Here is an 18,075-nt window from a genome sequence, read left to right as displayed (position 1 = left end):
GGGGGTGTTGAAAAACTCGTGCATCAGCTCGCGGGCGGCCTCCACGATGCGGCGCTCGTTGAGGAAAGTCAGGCGGGAGGCCAGACGGTCTAGCTCCACCCAGGCGACGTCGACCGCTTCTTGGTCGGGGTCGTTCTCGATGGTGAGCTCGCCGCCGGTGGCGCGCAGCAAATAGTGATGGACGGTTTTGTGGACGCGGTGTGAGGGCACGGTGAACCAGTAGTCGATGCTGCCCAGGGTGGTGAGCACGGTGCCGGCGATACCGGTCTCTTCTTCCACTTCGCGTACGGCGGCTTCGTGGTGTTCCTCTTCGCCTTCGGGGTGACCCTTGGGCAGCACCCATTCGAGGCGTCCGCCCCGGTTGTAGCGGGCGATGATGGCGACCTGGTGTCGGCCTTCAACCTCACGGACCACCATGCCGCCGGCGGAGACTTCCTCGACGGTGGGTAGCGCCATGGATCCACCGGATTCCACCGCATTGATGCGGCGTGATGATGCGGAGGTGTAACGCGGGCGGTAACCCGAGTCAGACTCGGTGCCCCGGGAACCGCGATCACGCGCAGAACGGCGGGCCGCTGACGGGGTCAGCGGCCTCACTCGATCGTCGTGTCGGTCCTGGGACATACCTTCCACTCTATCGGGACAGACGCGGATCGCATCTCATCGCACGGTCAGGGGTCTCGGGTATGGCACCCTTTAACACATCATGACTGAACCCCATGCTGACTCCGTCGCGCCCGAACGCGCCCCCTCGGCGAGCCTGCCGACCGGTTTCCCTGATGATGCCGTGCTACCTGACGTTGCCCTAGAACTGGGCGGGCTTTTTGCCGAAGCCGGCTACGAGCTGTCGCTGGTGGGCGGGCCGGTGCGCGATCTTTTCTTGGGTCGGGGCGTGGTGGATTTAGACTTCACCACTAATGCGCTACCGGAGCAGACCCAGACCGTGGTGGCCGAATGGGCCGATGCGGTGTGGGACATCGGGGCCCGGTTTGGGACCATCGGGTTCAAGAAGGGCGAGTGGCAGCTGGAGGTCACCACCTATCGTGCGGAGCAGTACGATCCCGAATCGCGGAAACCCGTGGTGGCTTTCGGTACCGAACTGAACGATGACCTGTTCCGGCGTGACTTCACCGTGAACGCGATGGCGTTGCGGTTGCCCGACCTGGAGCTGGTGGATCCGTTCGGCGGGATGCGCGACCTTGCCGCTGGGATGTTGCGCACGCCAGGGGCACCGGAGGATTCCTTTTCCGATGACCCGCTACGGATGATGCGGGCGGCACGCTTCGCTGCCCAGCTCGGATTCGCCGTGAACGACACGGTGGTTCAGGCGATGATCGCGATGGCTCAGCGGATCGACATTATTTCGGCGGAGCGGGTGCGCGAGGAGCTGGTGAAGTTGATCCTGGCGGATCAGCCGCGGGCGGGAATCGACCTGCTGGTGCGCACTGGACTGGCTGATCAGGTGCTACCCGAGGTGCCGGCGCTGCAGTTGGAAACCGACGAGCACCACCGACACAAAGACGTGTACAACCACTCACTGACGGTGCTCGAGCAGGCGTTGGACCATGAGGCCGACTATGTGGAGGCCCCGGATTTCGTGTTGCGTTTTGCAGCGTTGATGCATGACGTGGGCAAGCCGGCGACGCGACGCTTCGAGCGTTCGGGCGCGGTGAGTTTCCGGCACCACGACGTCGTGGGAGCCAAGCTCGTGCGGAAGCGCATGCGGGCGCTCAAGTTCGACAACGACACCATCAAGGCGGTGGCCACCCTGGTGGAACTGCACATGCGGTTCTACGGGTATGGCGACGCCGGTTGGTCGGATTCGGCGGTGCGTCGCTACGTGACCGATGCTGGCGACCAGCTGCAACGGCTACACGCCCTGACCCGCTCTGACGTGACCACCCGGAATCGGCGTAAAGCGGAGCGACTGGCCCATGCTTACGACGACCTGGAACAGCGGATTGCCGAGCTGCTCGAGCGCGAAGAGTTGGATGCGATTCGGCCGGACCTCGACGGCAAGCAGGTCATGGAGCTGCTCGGCATCTCGCCGGGACCCTTGGTCGGGCGAGCGTACAAGCACCTGTTGGAGTGGCGGCTCGACGATGGCCCGCATGATGAAGAGACCGCGAAGGCCGAGGTGCTGCGGTGGTGGGCCGAACAGCCCGAGCATCCCAGTGCTTCCAAGTCGTCCGACTCGGATGACTGACCTGTCCCGGCTTGTTGAGGTTGTCTTGTGGCCCGCGGCACTCCATGGTGAGCGAGAATCCGGGCAAATTTCGCTGGATCGTTGAGGTCCGACCATGTCCATCGCACTCACCCGCGATCCTTGCCTTTGCCCACCAGAAATCGACGCGACCTATCGGGAATTCGTTGTGGTCTCGCCCTACTGACGAAGCCCGGGCCGGAAGCGAAGTGGGAGCCGGAATCACGGGAATGCCATACAGGTCTAGGGCCGTGTGTCCACAGGAAACCACAGGCTTGTTGCGACTCAACGAAAAGGACACCGCGGCGATGCGCAGTTTTTCCCAGGTGGCCGCGGGTACCAGTCGTCCGGGCATGATGCAGCACCGATGCGAGGGCGGACGGCGGTTCGGGCGGCAACGGCATGCGTTCCAGCATGGCCGAGGAGAAAGAGAAAGGGGCCAGCGCTGCGGTCATCTGTGGATAACCGCACCGCCGACCCCTCGAGATCAGGCCTTCAGCTGGTCAAAGCCTCAGTTCTTCAGGCCTTTAGCGCCTCGGCGGCAGAGGTCGAGGGCCGACCGATGAGGTCCTGCAGATCCGTGCTCTCGGAGTACAGCGCCCCCTGCTCGATGATCGGGTCCATGCTCGCAAACATGGCAGCGACCTCGGACGGCAGGCCGAAGCCTTCCAGGGTGGCCTGGTACTCGGCCACGGTCTGGTTTTCGTAGGTCACTTCCTTGCCCAGAACCTCGCCCACAGCAGCGGCGATTTCCGGGTAGGTGAGCGCGGGCGCACCGGCCAGCTCGTAGACCTTGCCGGCGTGATTTTCACCGGTGACGACGACGGCAGCCGCCTCGGCATAGTCGCGGCGCGCGGCCCCGGACACCTTCGCCGAGCCGGCGGCGCCGAAGAACTTACCGGTAGCCTCGCCCGAAGCCAGAGCGGAGGCGTAGTTCTCCCAGTACCAGCCGTTGCGCAGCCGCGTGTGGTCGATGCCGCTGTCGGCCAGCAGCTGTTCGGTGGCGGCGTGCTCCGGCGCCAGGCCGAGCTCCGAGGTGTCCAGGTTGAGCAGGCTCGTGTAGGCAATGAAGGAAACGTGAGCAGCCTTCGCAGCGTTGATGATGTTGGTGTGCTGAGCTACGCGCTGACCCACCTCGCTGCCTGACACCAAGACGAGGCGATCCACGCCGGACAGGGCGGCGGTGAGGGCTGCTTCGTCTTCGTAGGAAGCTACGCCAAGAGCAATCCCCTGATCAGAGAGGGGCTGCGCTTTCTCAGCAGAGCGGACGACGGCGACCAGGTCGCTCGCGGCCACACCGCGCTGCAGCAGTGATTCGATGATGAGACCACCCAGGTGGCCGGTGGCTCCGGTGACGGCAATGCGCATGATGTTCCTTCTTTCGGTCGGTGCCTGTTGGCGGCGATGGAATCACTGTAGCGCTTACCTAAAGTAAGTGCAACTGAAAAGTCAGCACTAACCATAAGCGTATACTGGAAGGCATGACGTTCGATCCAGATGCCGAAGCAGAAGCGGAAGACTTCGCGCCCGATGTCTTCTCGAGTGCCTGCACTTCCCGCACCGCCTTGCAGCACCTCACCGGTCGCTGGGGATCGCTGATCATGGTGGCGCTGAAGCTCAGCGGCGAACCCATGCGGTTCGGGGAGATTCGGCGCCGGATCGATGGTGTCAGCGAACGAATGCTCTCTCAGACCCTCGGTCAGTTGGAACGCGACGGGATGGTGGTCCGCACCGTGCACAGCACCATTCCCCCGAACGTGGACTACGGTCTGACGCCGCTGGGCGTGAAAGTTGCGGTGCCGCTGGCGGAGCTCACCGCCGTCGTCGAGGCCGAATTGCCCCAGGTGATCGCCGCGCAGCAGGAGTATGACGCTACTGCCCCGCAGAGGTGACGCGGCGGCGGAGCTGACGTAAAGTCGTCAACACCTATACAACGTGACACGGGGTGCCCCTGGTTCGTAACGAGTCGGCGGCTGAGAACAGACCCGTTGAACCTGATCCAGATCATGCTGGCGAAGGGATTGTCGATTAATGACGCATGTCCACACCCGTTCCGAGATCCACCTCAACCTGTTTGCTACCGCATGCGGGCATCATGCGGCGGCCTGGCGTGCTCCCGATTCTGCTGTCGAGCGGATCGGGGCCATCGAGTATTGGGAGCAACTGGCCCAGCTGGCCGAGCGCGGCTGCCTCGACGCGTTCTTTCTGGCCGACGGGCAGGCGCTGGGGCCGGGCAGTGCGCCGGTGCGGTACTTCGATCCGCTGACCACGCTGGCGGCGGTGGCCCGGGCGACGGAGCGGATCGGGCTGGTGGCAACGATCTCCTCCACCTTCTGGACGCCGTTCCCGGCAGCGCGGATGCTCGCTAGCCTCGACCACCTCTCGGGTGGGCGCGCGGGGGTGAATGTGGTGACGTCGATGACGGACGCCGAAGCCCGGAATCACGGGATGGACCGCCTGCCGGGGCGCGAACAGCGGTACGCCCGGGCCGAGGAGTTTATCGTGGCCATGCAGGGATTGTGGGACTCCTGGGAGGACGGCGCGGTGCGGGCGGACCGGGACGGAGCCTACCTGGATGCCGCGCGAATTCACCCGGTGGACCACCGGGGACGCTACTTCGAGGTGGCCGGGCCGCTGACGGTGCCGCGTTCACCGCAGGGGCGGCCGGTGGTGCTGCAGGCCGGGGCCTCGGAGCCGGGGCGCGCGCTGGCGGCACGCTACGCGGAGGGGATCTACGCGGTGGCGTGGGATGCGCAGGCGGGCCGACGGTATCGGGCGGATCTGCGACGTCGTGTGGCCGCGGCAGGCCGGAACCCGGACGACGTCGTCGTGATGCCGGGCCTGGTGACCGAGGTAGCCTCCACCGAACGGGAGGCCAGGGCGCGGCGGGCCGAACTGGATGCGCTGCTGCCGGTGGCGGAATCGTTGCGTCAGCTGTCGTTCTTTGTGGGTCAGGATGCCTCCGACTGGGAGCTGGATGCGCCCGTGCCGGAGCTGCCGCCCGTGGAGGAATTCACGGGGCCGGTGGGGCGCTATGCCACGGTGCTGCGGATGATCGAGACCCGGAAGCCCACGGTCCGCGAACTGTTGGGGTTGCTGGCGGCCGGGGGTGGGCACGCCACGCTGATAGGCACCCCGGAGCAGGTGGCTGAAACGATGCTGAACTGGGTGGATTCCGGGGCGGCGGATGGGTTCAACCTGATGCCGCCTACCCTGCCGGGGTCGCTGGAGGACGTGGTGGAGCAGCTGGTGCCGGAACTTCAGCGCCGGGGTCGGTTCCGGCGCGAATACCGGGAGACCACGTTGCGTGAGCGGTGGAGTCGGGAGTGAGGCGGGCCGAGTGAGGGCAGGCTCGGCTCATTTCGGCACATAGGACTGTCGCCGGATACCCTGGAGAGGTGAACCCCTTGAATTGGAACATGCCGCTGGTCTGGGTATGGCTGGCGCTGTTCTGCATTGTTTTCGCCCGGGCCGGGGCGACCTACGTGGTGGGCCGGCTGGTGCGCCGCGGTGCCGCGCGGTTTGAGCGCGCCGAGAAGCTGCTCGCTTCGCCGTCGTACCTCACGGCCGAAGCCCGGATTAACCGCTGGGGCGCCCCGGTGGTGGCGGTGAGTTTCCTGACGATCGGGTTCCAGACCCTGGCTAACCTCAGCGCGGGCGCCACTCGGATGTCGGCCTGGCGATACTTACCCGCACTGGTGGTCGGCGGCGCGGCGTGGGCGACCATCTACTCCACCATCGGATTCGTGGGGTTCGAGGCGGTCTCCCGGGCCTATGCGCGCTGGCCGGTGGGCACCGTGGTGTTCGGGGTGGCGGTGCTGGTGGCCCTGGTGCTGCTGGCGACCGTGCGCCGGTTGCGCCGTCCGGTGGGGTCGCTGGAACGTGCCAGTGCGGAGGCGTCCGGCGTCGTCGAGTCACCCACGTGAGATCGGACACATCCGCAGGCGCCTGAGCGTTAGACTGGCGTCATGAGTGACGCAGAGATGGCGGCATCCGTGACCCTGCGATCCATGGCGGAGATCGCCGAGCGGGCGGGAATTCCGCAGGACGCCCTGATCCCCTATGGTCGGCATGCGGCGAAAATCGACGTCGCGCGCCTGGGGGAGCTGGATGCGTCGGATGAGCCGGAGGCCTCCGTGGTGCTGGTGACCGCTATCAGTCCCACCCCGGCGGGCGAGGGTAAGACCACCGTGACGATCGGCCTGGCCGACGGGCTGCGCCGCACCGGCAGCAACGCCATGGTGGCGCTGCGCGAACCCTCGATGGGCCCGGTGTTCGGGATGAAGGGCGGGGCCACCGGTGGCGGGCGCGCGCAGGTGGCCCCGATGGATGCGATCAACCTGCACTTCACCGGGGACTTTCACGCCATCACCTCCGCCCACAACCTGCTGTGCGCGCTGATCGACAATCACCTCCACCACGGCAACGAGCTCGACCTGGATCCGCGCACCATCACCCTGCGCCGCGCCCTGGACGTGAACGACCGCTCCCTGCGCCAGGTGGTGAACGGGCTGGGCGGTCGGGCCTCGGGAGTGCCGCGCGAGACCGGTTTCGAAATCACGGTAGCCACCGAAACGATGGCGGCGTTTTGCCTCGCCGCCGACCTGGAGGACCTCACGGAGCGACTGGGTCGGATCATCATCGGGCGGACCCACGACGGCGAGGAGCGCACCGTGGCCGACCTGGGAGAGCAGGGCGCCCAGGGGGCTATGGCGGTGGTGCTGAAAGACGCGGTGCTGCCGAACCTGGTGCAGACCCTGGAGGCCACCCCGGCGGTGGTGCACGGCGGACCGTTTGCCAATATTGCGCATGGAGCGAATAGCATCATCGCGCTGAACACCGCCCGCCGGCTCGCCGACGTCGTCGTCACCGAAGCGGGGTTCGGGGCGGATCTGGGCGCGGAGAAGTTTATGCAGATCACCGGGCCGACCGCGGGCGCAATGCCCAACGCCGTCGTGGTGGTGGCCACCGTGCGCGCGCTGAAATTCAACGGGGGCATGGGATTGGCCACGCTGAACGATCCGGGCACGGCCGGCCTAGAGGAACACCTGGCCGCACTGGAGGCCGGAGTCGTCAATCTCGGCCGCCACGTGGAAAACATGCAACGCTTCGGGGCGCCGGTGGTGGTGGCCATCAACCGCTTCACCCAGGACGACGACGCCGAACTGGCTTGGCTACAGGACTGGTGCCGGGACCAGGGCGTGGCCTGTGCGGTAACCGAGGTGTGGGCACACGGCGGGGCGGGGGCCGAGGAGCTCGCCGGGCACGTGCGCGCCGCCCTGGAGCAAGGGCGCACCGCCGAGGGGCTGTTCACGCCCGAGACCGGGGCGCGGGAGAGGATCGAGCGCATCGTCACCGAGATCTACGGTGGGGCCGGCGTGGAATACTCTGCGCTCGCGGCGCGGCAGCTGGCTGACCTGGAAGCTGCGGGTGAGGACCGGGTGCCAGTGTGCATGGCGAAAACCCCGTACTCGTTCTCCGATGACCCTGCACGGATGGGGGCGCCCGAGGGCTTCACCGTGAGCATCCGGGAACTGCGACGGCGTCCGGGTGCGGGATTCCTGGTGGCGCTGACCGGGCAGATTCTCACCATGCCCGGGCTGCCGCGCCGTCCCGCCGCCGACGGGATGAGCGTCGTCGACGGTCAGATCTCGGGGCTGAGCTGACCCGCAGCTGCGGCTCGGTGTCTGCGCCGCAGCAGTAACCTGGCCGGCGCCCTTCCGCGCACTGGGCCTGGTGGCCTACAGTGGTGGGAAGTGACGCGGGGTGCCGCCGATCCTTGTGGGATCCGGGCGGCTGAGATAACACCCGTTGAACCTGATCCAGTTCGTACTGGCGAAGGGACGTCCACAGCGAGGTGTCGGTTTGCGCATCCCGGTGGTCTCTCTTGGCCACCGTCAGAAAGGCCCACCGTGACCTCAGCTACCGTCGCCTCTCCTCCCACCACCCCGGGCACTGCGTCCCGACCGGTTTCTGCCGCCCCTGACCTGAGTGACCGCATCGTCGTCGTCACCGGAGGCGCTCGCGGCCTGGGCCGCCACCTCACTGAGGCGTTTCTCGAAGCCGGAGCGCGGGTGGTGATCGGGTACCTTTCCAGCCGAGACGCCGCCGAGGAACTGGTGGCGCGGCACCCGGATCGAACGGTGGCCGTCCGGGCTGATGTGCGCCACCGTGACGAGGTGCAGGCCCTGGTGAGTGCCGGGCGTGAACGGTTCGGGGCGCCGGTGAACGTCGTCGTCAACAATGCCCTGGTGGACTTCTCCTTCAACGGGGACGCGCGGCCCAGCGTCGAGCAGATCACGGGCGCGGATTTTGCCCGCCAGTACGAGGGCGCGGTGGAGGGTGCACTGCACCTGATCCAAGCCGCGCTGCCGGACTTTGAGGAGGCCGGGGAGGCCCGGGTGATCAATGTGGGTACGAATCTGGTGCAGAATCCGGTGGTGCCATACCACGACTACACCGCGGCGAAGGCGGGATTGTTGGCGCTGACCAGGACGTTTGCCGCCGAGTTGGGTCCGCGCGGGGTGCGGGTGAACATGGTTTCCGGCGGACTGCTGCGCAGCACGGATGCGTCGTCGGCCACTCCGGACGAAGTGTTCGACGCGATTGCCGCCGCCACGCCGCTGCGCGAGGTCACCACCCCCGCCCAGTTCGCCGACGCGGTGCTGTTCTTCGCCAGTGAGGGATCCCGGGCGGTCACCGGGCAGAACCTGGTGGTTGACGGCGGGCTGGTGATGAACTGATGACGACGTTTCCCGAACTGCATCTGCTCCGCGAACGGGCGCCGCTGGTGCAGTGCCTGACCAATACGGTGGTCCAACAGATCACCGCCAACGTGCTGCTGGCCGTGGGTGCGGCCCCGGCGATGGTGGCGCACCCGGTAGAGGCCCCCGAATTCGCGCGGGTGGCCGACGGGGTGCTGGTCAACCTCGGCACCATCTCCGATGCGACAGCCGACGCGATGCGTGCCGCGGTGGCTGCCGCCGGCGAGACCGAGACTCCCTGGGTGTTGGACCCGGTGGCGGTGGGTGGACTCAGCGTGCGCACCCGGCTGGCTCACGAGCTGGTGGAGGGGCGGCCGAGCGCGATCCGCGGCAACGCCTCGGAGATCCTGGCGCTGGCCGGGGCCGGTTCCGGGGGCCGCGGGGTGGATGCCACCGACGCCGTCGAGACCGTGCTGGACTCCGCCCGGGCCCTGGCCGAGCGCACCGGGGCCGTGGTAGCGGTGTCCGGACCGAGTGACGCCATCGTCTCGCTGGGGCGGGTGAGCCAGGTGACCGGCGGGCACCCGGTGATGCAACAGGTGATCGGCACCGGATGTTCCTTGGGCGCGGTGACGGCGGCGGCCCTGGGGGCCGTGCGTTTCGGAGTGGAGGTTCACTCCGATCACGACGCCGTGCTGGCCGCCCATGCCCTGCTCTCCGCGGCGGGCACCCTGGCGGCCGAGACCACCGTGCGCCCCGGTAGCTTCAGCGTGGCCTGGATGGATGCCCTCCACGAGCTCACTCCGGAACGGGTCGGCGAGCTGGTCACGGTGGAGGAGCACGCATGAGCCCCCGCGAGCGGGCCGAGCGCGCCGCCGCCATTGACTGGTCGCTCTACCACGTCACCGACACCGGGTATTCCGGCGGCCCGGCCCGAGTGCCCGAGGTGGCGGCCGCGGCGGTGGCTGGGGGTGCGACCGTCATCCAGGTACGCGACAAAACCCTCGACGACGATGCTCTGATTCAGCTGGTGCGCGCCTGCCGGGCCCGCATCGTGGAGGAGGTGGGGGTGGCCCGTTTCGAACAGGTCCCCCTCTTCGTCAACGACCGGCTGGAGGTCGCCCGCGTCACCGGCTGCCACCTGCACGTGGGCCAGTCCGACGATTCTGTCGCCCGAGCCCGTGGCGTCCTCGGCGAGAAAGTGCTGATCGGGCTGTCCACTTCTTCGGCAGCTGAGGTGGACTCTGCTGCCCGGGCCGAGGGCGATGCCCGCCCGGATGTGATTGGCATTGGCCCCGTCTGGGTCACCGCCACTAAGCCCGACGCCGCCGAGCCTTTAGGGATCGATGGCCTGCGAGATCGGCTCCGGGTTCGCGACGCAGCCTGTTCCCAGCACCCCGAGGCGCCCGCACTGCCCGCGGTCGCCATCGGCGGCATTGACCGAGAGCGCGCCCGCTCGGTCGCGGCCACCGGAGTCGACGGGATCTGCGTGGTGTCCGCGATTGCTTCCGCGCCGAGCCCGCGCGTTGCCGCTGCTCGACTGCGCGAGGAGGTGGCATGCGCCCGCCCACAGCCTTGACCATTGCCGGCTCGGATTCCTCCGGGGGCGCGGGCATTCAAGCCGATCTGAAAACCTTCACGGCCCTGCGCGTGTACGGTGCCTCGGTGCTCACCGCGCTCACCGCGCAGAACACCCAGGGCGTGCAGCAGGTCATCCCGGTGGCCCCGGCCGACGTCGTCGCTCAACTCACCTCGGTGCTGGATGATGTGCCGATCGATGCCACGAAGATCGGCATGCTGGGCAGCCCGGAGGTGGTTGCCGCGGTGGCCGAACTGATAGCCCGTCGGCGTCAGGACCTGGGCACCCTGGTGGTTGACCCGGTGCTGGTGGCGACGTCTGGTGACGCGCTGACCTCGGACGATGCCGCCCATACCCTGCGCGAATTACTGCTGCCGCTGGCGGATGTGCTGACGCCGAATCTACCCGAAGCCGCCCGGTTGCTGGGCACCGAGCCCGCCGTGAACCGGGCACAGATGGTGGAACAGGGTCGGGCGCTGCACGAGCTGGGTGTGCCGGTGGTGGTGATGAAGGGCGGGCACCTTGCCGCGGCTCTTCACGACGACGCCGGCTCATCGGAGGTCACCGACGTGGTGGTGCACCGCGACGGCGTCACCGAACTGAGTAGCTCGCGAGTTACCACCCGCAACACGCACGGCACCGGCTGCACCCTGTCGTCAGCGATCGCCGCCCACGCCGGGCGCGCCTGCCATACCGGGGGCCGACTCGGGGTGCCGGAATGGGTGGACGCGGTGCGCGCCGGACGCGACTACCTGCACGAGGCGCTGGTGGCCGCCGCGGACTGGCAACTGTCGGTGGCTCCGGAGACCGGTCACGGCCCGGTGAACCACCTGCACGCGATCAGCGCTCGATCTCCCCGCGAATGAAGGCTTCCACCAGCTCGTGCGCTTCCTGGTCGTGGTGCTGCACGGGCGGGGACTTCATGAAGTAGGACGACGCCGAGAGGATCGGACCGCCGACGCCACGGTCGGCGGCGATCTTCGCGGCGCGCACGGCGTCGATAATCACGCCGGCCGAATTCGGGGAGTCCCACACCTCGAGCTTGTATTCCAGCGAGACGGGGGCGTCGCCGAAGTTGCGGCCCTCCAGGCGTACGAAGGCCCACTTGCGGTCGTCCAGCCAGGCTACGTAGTCGGACGGGCCGATGTGGACGTCGTCGTCGGCCAGTTCGGCGCGCACATTCGAGGTGACAGCCTGGGTCTTGGAGATCTTCTTGGACTCCAGGCGCTCGCGCTCGAGCATGTTCTTGAAGTCCATGTTGCCGCCTACGTTGAGCTGGTAGGTGCGGTCCACGGTCACGCCGCGGGACTCGAACAGCGCAGCCATGGTGCGGTGGGTAATGGTGGCGCCGATCTGGGACTTGATGTCGTCGCCCACGATCGGCACGCCAGCGTCGGTGAACTTCTGCGCCCACTCCGGGGTGCCGGCAATGAACACGGGCAGAGCGTTGACGAAGGCGACCTTCGCATCAATAGCAGCCTGTGCGTAGTGCTTGGCGGCCTGCTCCGAACCCACGGGCAGGTAGCAGACCAACACGTCCACCTGGCGCTCACGCAGCACCTCGGCGACGTCGACGGGCTCGGCGTCGGACTCCTCGATGGTCTCGCGGTAGTACTTGCCCAGGCCGTCCAGGGTCGGGCCGCGCTGCACACTCACGTCGGTCGCAGGCACGTCAGCGATCTTGATGGTGTTGTTCTCGGAGGCGCCCAGCGCGTCCGCGATGTCGAGTCCGACCTTCTTCGCGTCGACGTCGAACGCAGCCACGAACTCGAGATCCGAGACATGGTAGTCGCCGAACTGTACGTGCATCAGGCCGGGAACGCTCTCCTCGCTAGAGGTCTCGCGGTAGTACTCCACACCCTGGATGAGGGACGTGGCGCAGTTGCCCAGGCCTGCGATCGCAACGCGAATGGGGTTCTTCGACACCGGTACTCCTTTGGCGACGGCGACGTTGCCGTTGATTGATGTAGACGAAACGTGGAAACAAACCTTTCTTACTGTACGCCTTCTGGTGTAGTTAAGCGCGCGCCGCGTGAGTGATGACACGTTCAGGATGAGATCGACCGCCGGTGTCTAGACTGGCGGCATGCCCGAGTCACCTCCCCGGCGCCTGCCCGCGGTGTCACCCACCCAGGACGACCGTCTGCTTGCCGCGCTGCGCCGTGGCATCGGCGGACCCGTGGGTGCGCACACGGTTCCGGGCCGGAGCGCGGCCCGCTTTTTCACGCCTTTTCGGGTGCTGATTCTGCTGACCACCCTGGCCGCCGTCGTCGCCGTGTTGCAGAAATCGTTCTGCCGGATCAACGGCTGGGGCCAGCCCGATGTGTACTTCGCCGGCTGTTATTCCGACTGGACTGCCCTCTACGCCGGGCGCGGCCTGGCGGAGAATGCTTTGGCCCCTTTCGCTGACGGCTCCACCTTCGAATACCCCGTGCTGGCCGCGCTCGTGGCCTCCATGACGGCAATGATCGCCCAGACGCTGCCCAGTTTCGGGGCGTCCGCCTCGCTGATCTACTTCGATGTGAATTTCTTGTTCGTGTTCGCCTTGTGGGTGGTCACGGTGATAGTCACGGCCCGGTCCGCCGGGCGCCGGTATTGGGACGCGGCCATGGTAGCGGTGGCGCCCGGAATCATCCTGGCCGGCAGTATCAACTGGGACATGTGGGCGGTGGCCCTGATGATGCTCGGGATGTGGTTGTTTGGCGGAGGCAAGCCCGGCTGGGCCGGTGTGATGCTGGGTCTGGGTGCGGCGATGAAAGTCTTCCCGATGTTGCTGTTGGGGGCGCTGCTGATCTTGGCCGTGCGGAGTCTACGCTTCGCCCCGCTGGCCTGGACGGTGCTGGGCGCCGTCGTCGCGTGGCTGGTGGTGAATCTGCCGCTGATGATCGCCAACCCCGAGGCCTGGTCGCTGTTCTACACCTTCTCCTCCGAGCGCCCGCCGGGGTGGTCCTCTATCTGGCAGATCTACAACGAGGTGCTTCCCGATGGCAGCGCGCTAGCGGTGACGGGAGCGAGTCTGGGCACGTTGTCGGTGGTGTCTTTCGTGCTGTGCTGTGGCGGAATTTTCCTGCTCGGCGTGTTGGCTCCCCACCGGCCTCGTTTCGCTCAGTTGGCACTGCTGATCGTGGCCGCGTTCATCCTGTGCAACAAGGTCTATTCGCCTCAGTTCGTGTTGTGGCTGGTGCCGCTCGTGGCGTTGGCCCTGCCGAATTGGCGGGATTTCCTGATCTGGCAGTTGGCCGAAGTTCTGCATTTTTTTGCCATCTGGGCGCATCTGTCTTCGCAGGTCTCGGGACATGAGAACGTGCATCAGTTGGACTCGTCGATCTACGTGATGGCTGTGCTGGCTCATGTGGCTGCCACCGTTTATCTGATGGTGCGGGTGGTGCAGCAGATCCTGCGCCCAGAAGACGACCCGGTGCGCCGGAGTCTCCCTGCCCAGTCCGAGCGTCCCACGACGGTGCCGGTGGGGACCCGGAAGCTCAACGCGACGCATTGGGACCCGGGCGATCTGGCGGCTCAGTCCATTGATGATCCTCAGGGCGGCCCCTATGATGGGGCAGCCGATCGGGCGCCCTGGCTGATTCGATCGACGACGGCCGACGTTGACACCCGAATTTAGCGGGCGATCTCGATCCGACGTTGCGGTCCCTCGAGGCGGGCGACGGCGATTTTCACTTCGGTGAGCTCACCCTGGAGTCCGTCGAGACGCTGATCCATCTTGTCGAACCGACTGTCCATTTTCGACTCGAGGGAGTCGATGCGTTGCGTGAACTTGGAGTCGAGCGCGTCGTCGCGGTGTGTGAACTTCGCGTCCATCTGGTCGAATCGGGCGTCCATTCTCGACTCGAGGGAGTCGATGCGTTGCGTGAACTTTGCGTCCATCTGATCGAAACGGGCGTCCACCTGCTTAAATCTGGAGTCCACTTGCTCGAACTTTTGGTCCATGCGCTTGATGAACCACGCGAAACCAGAGAAGGTCGAGGCAACAATGGTCACCACCACGGCGACCGCGGAGATCACCACCGTCAACACTTCCACCGACACGTACATACCTCCATTCTGCCCAGTCTCTGGATCGGAGACCAGTGGGTTCTCGGAATGGTCCAGGAATCTACCGAGGCGACAATGGGCGGGAAGGTCGCCACCGCTGTTGGTGTGGACGACCCGCGCCCGGCATCTACGTGTGGAGGAGTCCACCGGCTACGGTAGAACCATGAGCGTGACGAGCCCCACTGAGCACTCCACCGATTCCTACCTCGACGATCTCTCAGACTTCATCACCGCCAGCCCCTCCAGCTATCACGCAGCGGAAGAAACAGCCCGCCGTCTCGAAGCGGCCGGCTACCGCCGGCTCAACGAATCCGAGCCCTTCCCCTCCGAAGCCGGAGGCTACGTGGTGGTCCGCGACGGCGCCGTCGTCGCCTGGTCCCTGCCCGGCGGTGAGCTCGGCACCCAACAGCTGCCGGCCTTCCGCATTCTCGGCGCCCACACCGATTCGCCCACCTTCAAACTCAAGCCCAACCCCTCCACTTCCACGGACGGCTGGAACCAGGCCGGAGTCGAGGTCTATGGAGGCCCGCTGGCCAATTCCTGGCTGGACCGCGACCTTTGCTTCGCCGGGCGGCTGATCAGCGACGATGGCGAAACGCACCTGGTGCATACCGACCCCATGGCCCGGATCCCGCAGCTGGCCATCCACCTGGACCGCGAGGTCAACAACGGCCTGACCCTGGACCGTCAGCGTCATCTGCACCCCATCTTCTCGGCCGGTGAGCAGGCATCCGATGTGATGACCGTGCTGGCCCGCCACGTGGGCCTCACCGCCGAGGAGGTCACTGGGGCCGACATCGTGCTGATCGACAGCCAGCGTCCGGCACGCTTCGGTGCCCGCGACGAGTTCTTCGCCTCCGGCCGGCTCGACAATTTAGCCTCCGTCCACGCCGGAGTCACCGCACTGAGCGGCTTCAACGCCCAACTGCCGGACTACGGCGACGATGCCCCGGTCATCCCGATGCTCGCCGCGTTCGATCACGAAGAGGTCGGATCCGCCAGCCGCACCGGCGCAGGCGGGCCCCTGCTGGAAGAAATTCTGGGTCGCATCCTGGAAGCGCTGGGCATCACCACGGTCTCCGAACGCTCTCGGGTACTCGGAGACTCCTGGTTGCTCTCCGCCGACTGCGGGCACCTGGTGCACCCCAACTATTCGGAGCGCCACGACCTGGCCAATCACCCGCGTGCCAACGCCGGAGTCCTGTTGAAGATCAACGCCAACCAGCGCTATGCCACCGACGGCGTCGGCGCCGCGGCTTTTAGTCGGTGGTGTGCCGCCGCGGAGGTACCGTTCCAGGAGTTCGTCTCCAACAACACGGTGCCTTGCGGCTCCACCATCGGCCCCATCTCCGCCACCCGGCTGGGAATCCGTACCGTCGACGTCGGCATCGGGCTGCTCTCCATGCACTCCGCCCGTGAAATGTGCGGGGCCGAGGATCCGCGTAGCCTCGGCCTGGTCACCACGGCGTTCTTCTCCGGGCCCTGATCCTTAGCTGAATTCTCGGTTTCCTGCCGGGTCTGATCTCGGGTAAGATGATCAAGGTTTTCTGCGCTCTGAAACTGGCTGATGCCGGGGACTGCGCAGACCACTGCACTAACTAGAACCTCCTGTTACGGAAAGACCGTGACCGCAAAGCCCGAAGGAGGTGGGTTCGCATGCGTGCATATGAACTGATGGTGCTGATCGACCCTGAGGTCGACGAGCGCACCGTTGAACCGACCATTCGCAAGTACCTCGACGTCGTCACCAAAGATGGCGGATCCGTGGAGAATGTGGACGTTTGGGGCCGTCGTCGCCTGGCCTACGAGATCCAGAAGAAGGAAGAGGCGATCTACGTGGTCGTCAACTTCTCCTCCACTCCGGAGACCTCGAAGGAACTGGATCGTCAGCTCGGCCTGAACGAAACCATCCTGCGCACGAAGATCATCCGCCCGGAAGAGCAGAAGATCTCCGCCAAGTGACTCGACGCTGTGACTGCGTCAAGACACTGAGCTGATACACGCCAGAGACACGGAAGCACCAAAGGAGCGGACATTATGGCCGGAGAACCAGTGATCACCCTCGTGGGTAACCTGACTGCCGATCCCGAATTGCGGTTCACCGCGTCGGGGCAGGCTGTCGCGAACTTCACGGTGGCCTCAACTCCCCGGACGTTCGACCGTCAGTCCAACGAATGGAAGGACGGCGAGACGCTTTTCGTGCGTGCCTCCGTCTGGCGTGAAGCCGCTGAGAACGTCGCGGAATCGCTGACCAAGGGTATGCGCGTGGTGGTCCAGGGCCGCCTGCGCGCCCGTAGTTTCGAAACCCGCGACGGCGAACAGCGCACCAACTGGGAACTCGACGTCGACGAGGTCGGACCGTCCCTGCGCTACGCCACCGCCAAAGTGACCCGCACTCCCCGCTCCGGCGGCGGAGGCTTCGGAGGCAACTCGGGCGGCAACGCCGGAGGCGGCTTCGGTGGGAATGACGGCGGCGGCTGGGGTGGCGGCAACCAGTCTTCCGGCGGCAACGGCGGCTGGGGCGGTGGCAACCAGGGAGGCAACTCCGGTGGTGGCCAGGCCGACCCATGGGGTGGCGCCCCCTCGGCTGGTTCGTGGGATACCCCGCGCAACGACGAGCCCCCGTTCTAACCCGAACAGCTCATTCCCCTTAGTTACACCCAATATTCACCCATCCCGCAGACTGATCTGCGGGCTCCCCAACTCAAAGGAGCACCACGATGGCAAAGGCTGAAATTCGTAAGCCCAAACCAAAGTCCAACCCGCTGAAGGCGGCCGACATCGAGGTCATTGACTACAAAGATGTCGCCCTGCTGCGCAAGTTCATTTCCGACCGCGGCAAGATCCGCGCACGTCGCGTCACTGGCGTGTCCGTGCAGGAGCAGCGCAAGATCGCCCAGGCCATCAAGAACGCCCGTGAGGTTGCCCTGCTTCCTTACTCCGGCGCAGGCCGCGGCTGATCGAGACGTCGAGGAAGGAAATAGATACAGATGGCTAAGCTCATTCTGACTCAGGAAGTATCCGGTCTCGGCTCTGCCGGTGACGTCGTAGAGGTCAAGAACGGCTACGCTCGCAACTACCTGGTGCCCCGCGGTTTCGCTACCGCGTGGACCAAGGGTGGGGAGAAGCAGGTCGAGGCGATCCGCGAGGCTCGTAAGACCCGTGCGATCGCGAACCTCGAAGATGCTCAGGCCCTGGCCGAGAAGCTGCAGTCCACTGCAGTGCGTCTCGACGTGACCGCTGGTGAATCCGGCCGCCTCTTCGGCGCCGTGAAGCCCGCTGACATCGCCACCGCTGTCGAGAACGCTGGTCTCGGCCAGATCGACAAGCGCAAGGTGACCATCCCCAAGCCCATCAAGGCCACCGGGAACTACCAGGCACAGGTGCGTCTGCACGACGACGTTCTCGCCGTGATCAGCCTGCAGGTTGTCGCGATCAAGAAGAAGAAGTGAACTGACGTAGCTCAGACCACTTGCTGAGGCGCCGCGGCGTTTCACGCTAAGAACCAGGGCAGGAACCCGAATCGGGTTCCTGCC

18 protein-coding genes, 1 pseudogene and 2 riboswitches are annotated in these 18,075 nt (G+C 66.1%); of the genes and pseudogenes, 15 read left to right on the top strand and 4 right to left on the bottom strand.

Features of this window, described 5'->3' with window-relative positions; genetic code table 11:
* Positions 1 to 21: 21 nt before the first annotated feature.
* Positions 22 to 456 (bottom strand): annotated as a pseudogene (locus P8192_RS14380) (NUDIX domain-containing protein); the annotation flags it as partial.
* Positions 457 to 706: 250 nt separating this feature from the next.
* Here P8192_RS14380 and P8192_RS14375 point away from each other — a divergent pair.
* Positions 707 to 2,206, top strand: coding sequence for a CCA tRNA nucleotidyltransferase (locus tag P8192_RS14375; protein ID WP_278157674.1), 1,500 nt, complete (start codon positions 707 to 709; stop codon positions 2,204 to 2,206).
* A gap of 516 nt (positions 2,207 to 2,722) precedes the next feature.
* On the opposite strand, the gene P8192_RS14370 is transcribed toward P8192_RS14375, so the two are convergent.
* The gene (locus tag P8192_RS14370; RefSeq protein WP_278157673.1) at positions 2,723 to 3,571 is read right to left on the bottom strand and encodes an SDR family oxidoreductase; all 849 of its coding nucleotides are present in this window, start codon (positions 3,569 to 3,571) and stop codon (positions 2,723 to 2,725) included.
* Between the two features lie 113 nt (positions 3,572 to 3,684).
* Between P8192_RS14370 and P8192_RS14365 the strand changes: the two genes are divergently transcribed.
* From P8192_RS14365 to thiD, 8 genes are all read left to right on the top strand, one after another.
* Entirely contained in the window at positions 3,685 to 4,095 is a 411-nt protein-coding gene (locus P8192_RS14365) for a winged helix-turn-helix transcriptional regulator (protein WP_270106829.1), read from the top strand.
* Between the two features lie 39 nt (positions 4,096 to 4,134).
* Positions 4,135 to 4,242: riboswitch (TPP riboswitch) on the top strand.
* The gene (locus P8192_RS14360; RefSeq protein WP_278157672.1) at positions 4,235 to 5,533 is read left to right on the top strand and encodes an NtaA/DmoA family FMN-dependent monooxygenase; all 1,299 of its coding nucleotides are present in this window, start codon (positions 4,235 to 4,237) and stop codon (positions 5,531 to 5,533) included. Its footprint overlaps the riboswitch before it by 8 nt.
* A gap of 68 nt (positions 5,534 to 5,601) precedes the next feature.
* The gene (locus P8192_RS14355; protein ID WP_278157671.1) at positions 5,602 to 6,129 is read left to right on the top strand and encodes a DedA family protein; all 528 of its coding nucleotides are present in this window, start codon (positions 5,602 to 5,604) and stop codon (positions 6,127 to 6,129) included.
* A gap of 42 nt (positions 6,130 to 6,171) precedes the next feature.
* A complete protein-coding gene (locus P8192_RS14350; RefSeq protein WP_278157670.1) occupies positions 6,172 to 7,869 on the top strand; it encodes a formate--tetrahydrofolate ligase in 1,698 nt (565 codons plus the stop codon).
* An 86-nt stretch (positions 7,870 to 7,955) separates the two neighbouring features.
* A riboswitch (TPP riboswitch) is annotated at positions 7,956 to 8,064 on the top strand.
* A 51-nt stretch (positions 8,065 to 8,115) separates the two neighbouring features.
* Positions 8,116 to 8,946 (top strand): 3-oxoacyl-ACP reductase, encoded by an 831-nt coding sequence (locus P8192_RS14345; RefSeq protein ID WP_431521123.1) that lies wholly within the window; start codon positions 8,116 to 8,118, stop codon positions 8,944 to 8,946.
* Positions 8,946 to 9,755, top strand: coding sequence for a hydroxyethylthiazole kinase (gene thiM, locus P8192_RS14340; RefSeq protein ID WP_278157669.1), 810 nt, complete (start codon positions 8,946 to 8,948; stop codon positions 9,753 to 9,755). Before P8192_RS14345 ends, thiM begins: the two co-directional genes overlap by 1 nt.
* Complete coding sequence (gene thiE / locus P8192_RS14335; protein WP_278157668.1) at positions 9,752 to 10,486, top strand: thiamine phosphate synthase; 735 nt, start codon at positions 9,752 to 9,754, stop codon at positions 10,484 to 10,486. The genes thiM and thiE overlap by 4 nt, the downstream gene beginning before the upstream one ends.
* Positions 10,465 to 11,352 carry a bifunctional hydroxymethylpyrimidine kinase/phosphomethylpyrimidine kinase gene (gene thiD / locus P8192_RS14330; RefSeq protein ID WP_278157667.1) on the top strand — a complete coding sequence of 296 codons (888 nt, stop codon included), beginning with the start codon at positions 10,465 to 10,467 and terminating at the stop codon, positions 11,350 to 11,352. Before thiE ends, thiD begins: the two co-directional genes overlap by 22 nt.
* Here the strand turns inward: thiD and P8192_RS14325 are convergent.
* Entirely contained in the window at positions 11,327 to 12,412 is a 1,086-nt protein-coding gene (locus tag P8192_RS14325; protein WP_278157666.1) for an inositol-3-phosphate synthase, read from the bottom strand. The two genes, thiD and P8192_RS14325, sit on opposite strands and share 26 nt — an antisense overlap.
* Positions 12,413 to 12,572: 160 nt before the next feature.
* Here P8192_RS14325 and P8192_RS14320 point away from each other — a divergent pair, with 160 nt between their 5' ends.
* On the top strand, positions 12,573 to 14,108 hold the full coding sequence (locus P8192_RS14320; RefSeq protein WP_278157665.1) for a glycosyltransferase family 87 protein: 1,536 nt from the start codon (positions 12,573 to 12,575) through the stop codon (positions 14,106 to 14,108).
* On the opposite strand, the gene P8192_RS14315 is transcribed toward P8192_RS14320, so the two are convergent.
* Positions 14,105 to 14,539, bottom strand: coding sequence for a response regulator (locus P8192_RS14315; protein ID WP_278157664.1), 435 nt, complete (start codon positions 14,537 to 14,539; stop codon positions 14,105 to 14,107). The genes P8192_RS14320 and P8192_RS14315 overlap by 4 nt on opposite strands.
* A gap of 163 nt (positions 14,540 to 14,702) precedes the next feature.
* Here P8192_RS14315 and P8192_RS14310 point away from each other — a divergent pair, with 163 nt between their 5' ends.
* The 5 genes from P8192_RS14310 (at position 14,703) to rplI (ending at position 17,991) form a co-directional block, all read left to right on the top strand.
* Positions 14,703 to 16,025, top strand: coding sequence for a M18 family aminopeptidase (locus P8192_RS14310; RefSeq protein ID WP_278157663.1), 1,323 nt, complete (start codon positions 14,703 to 14,705; stop codon positions 16,023 to 16,025).
* Between the two features lie 170 nt (positions 16,026 to 16,195).
* Positions 16,196 to 16,501, top strand: coding sequence for a 30S ribosomal protein S6 (rpsF, locus tag P8192_RS14305; protein ID WP_270106840.1), 306 nt, complete (start codon positions 16,196 to 16,198; stop codon positions 16,499 to 16,501).
* 75 nt (positions 16,502 to 16,576) lie between these two features.
* The gene (locus P8192_RS14300) at positions 16,577 to 17,170 is read left to right on the top strand and encodes a single-stranded DNA-binding protein (protein WP_270106841.1); all 594 of its coding nucleotides are present in this window, start codon (positions 16,577 to 16,579) and stop codon (positions 17,168 to 17,170) included.
* 89 nt (positions 17,171 to 17,259) lie between these two features.
* The gene (rpsR, locus tag P8192_RS14295; protein WP_270106842.1) at positions 17,260 to 17,499 is read left to right on the top strand and encodes a 30S ribosomal protein S18; all 240 of its coding nucleotides are present in this window, start codon (positions 17,260 to 17,262) and stop codon (positions 17,497 to 17,499) included.
* A 30-nt stretch (positions 17,500 to 17,529) separates the two neighbouring features.
* The gene (rplI, locus tag P8192_RS14290; RefSeq protein ID WP_278157662.1) at positions 17,530 to 17,991 is read left to right on the top strand and encodes a 50S ribosomal protein L9; all 462 of its coding nucleotides are present in this window, start codon (positions 17,530 to 17,532) and stop codon (positions 17,989 to 17,991) included.
* Positions 17,992 to 18,075 lie beyond the last annotated feature (84 nt).

The sequence above is a fragment of the Citricoccus muralis genome (assembly GCF_029637705.1).
GTDB lineage: Bacteria > Actinomycetota > Actinomycetes > Actinomycetales > Micrococcaceae > CmP2.
Note: the sequence above shows the minus strand (reverse complement) of the source record. Positions and strands in the feature narration are given on the sequence as shown.

Bases quoted from the DNA above. Each gene is read 5' to 3' on its own strand.
- P8192_RS14310 (WP_278157663.1), top strand. From the start codon at position 14,703: ATGAGCGTGACGAGCCCCACTGAGCACTCCACCGATTCCTACCTCGAC.
- thiM (WP_278157669.1), top strand. From the start codon at position 8,946: ATGACGACGTTTCCCGAACTGCATCTGCTCCGCGAACGGGCGCCGCTG.
- P8192_RS14350 (WP_278157670.1), top strand. From the start codon at position 6,172: ATGAGTGACGCAGAGATGGCGGCATCCGTGACCCTGCGATCCATGGCG.
- P8192_RS14365 (WP_270106829.1), top strand. From the start codon at position 3,685: ATGACGTTCGATCCAGATGCCGAAGCAGAAGCGGAAGACTTCGCGCCC.
- P8192_RS14370 (WP_278157673.1), bottom strand. From the start codon at position 3,571: ATGCGCATTGCCGTCACCGGAGCCACCGGCCACCTGGGTGGTCTCATC.
- rpsR (WP_270106842.1), top strand. From the start codon at position 17,260: ATGGCAAAGGCTGAAATTCGTAAGCCCAAACCAAAGTCCAACCCGCTG.
- rplI (WP_278157662.1), top strand. From the start codon at position 17,530: ATGGCTAAGCTCATTCTGACTCAGGAAGTATCCGGTCTCGGCTCTGCC.
- thiD (WP_278157667.1), top strand. From the start codon at position 10,465: ATGCGCCCGCCCACAGCCTTGACCATTGCCGGCTCGGATTCCTCCGGG.
- thiE (WP_278157668.1), top strand. From the start codon at position 9,752: ATGAGCCCCCGCGAGCGGGCCGAGCGCGCCGCCGCCATTGACTGGTCG.
- rpsF (WP_270106840.1), top strand. From the start codon at position 16,196: ATGCGTGCATATGAACTGATGGTGCTGATCGACCCTGAGGTCGACGAG.
- P8192_RS14300 (WP_270106841.1), top strand. From the start codon at position 16,577: ATGGCCGGAGAACCAGTGATCACCCTCGTGGGTAACCTGACTGCCGAT.
- P8192_RS14320 (WP_278157665.1), top strand. From the start codon at position 12,573: ATGCCCGAGTCACCTCCCCGGCGCCTGCCCGCGGTGTCACCCACCCAG.
- P8192_RS14315 (WP_278157664.1), bottom strand. From the start codon at position 14,539: ATGTACGTGTCGGTGGAAGTGTTGACGGTGGTGATCTCCGCGGTCGCC.
- P8192_RS14375 (WP_278157674.1), top strand. From the start codon at position 707: ATGACTGAACCCCATGCTGACTCCGTCGCGCCCGAACGCGCCCCCTCG.
- P8192_RS14360 (WP_278157672.1), top strand. From the start codon at position 4,235: ATGACGCATGTCCACACCCGTTCCGAGATCCACCTCAACCTGTTTGCT.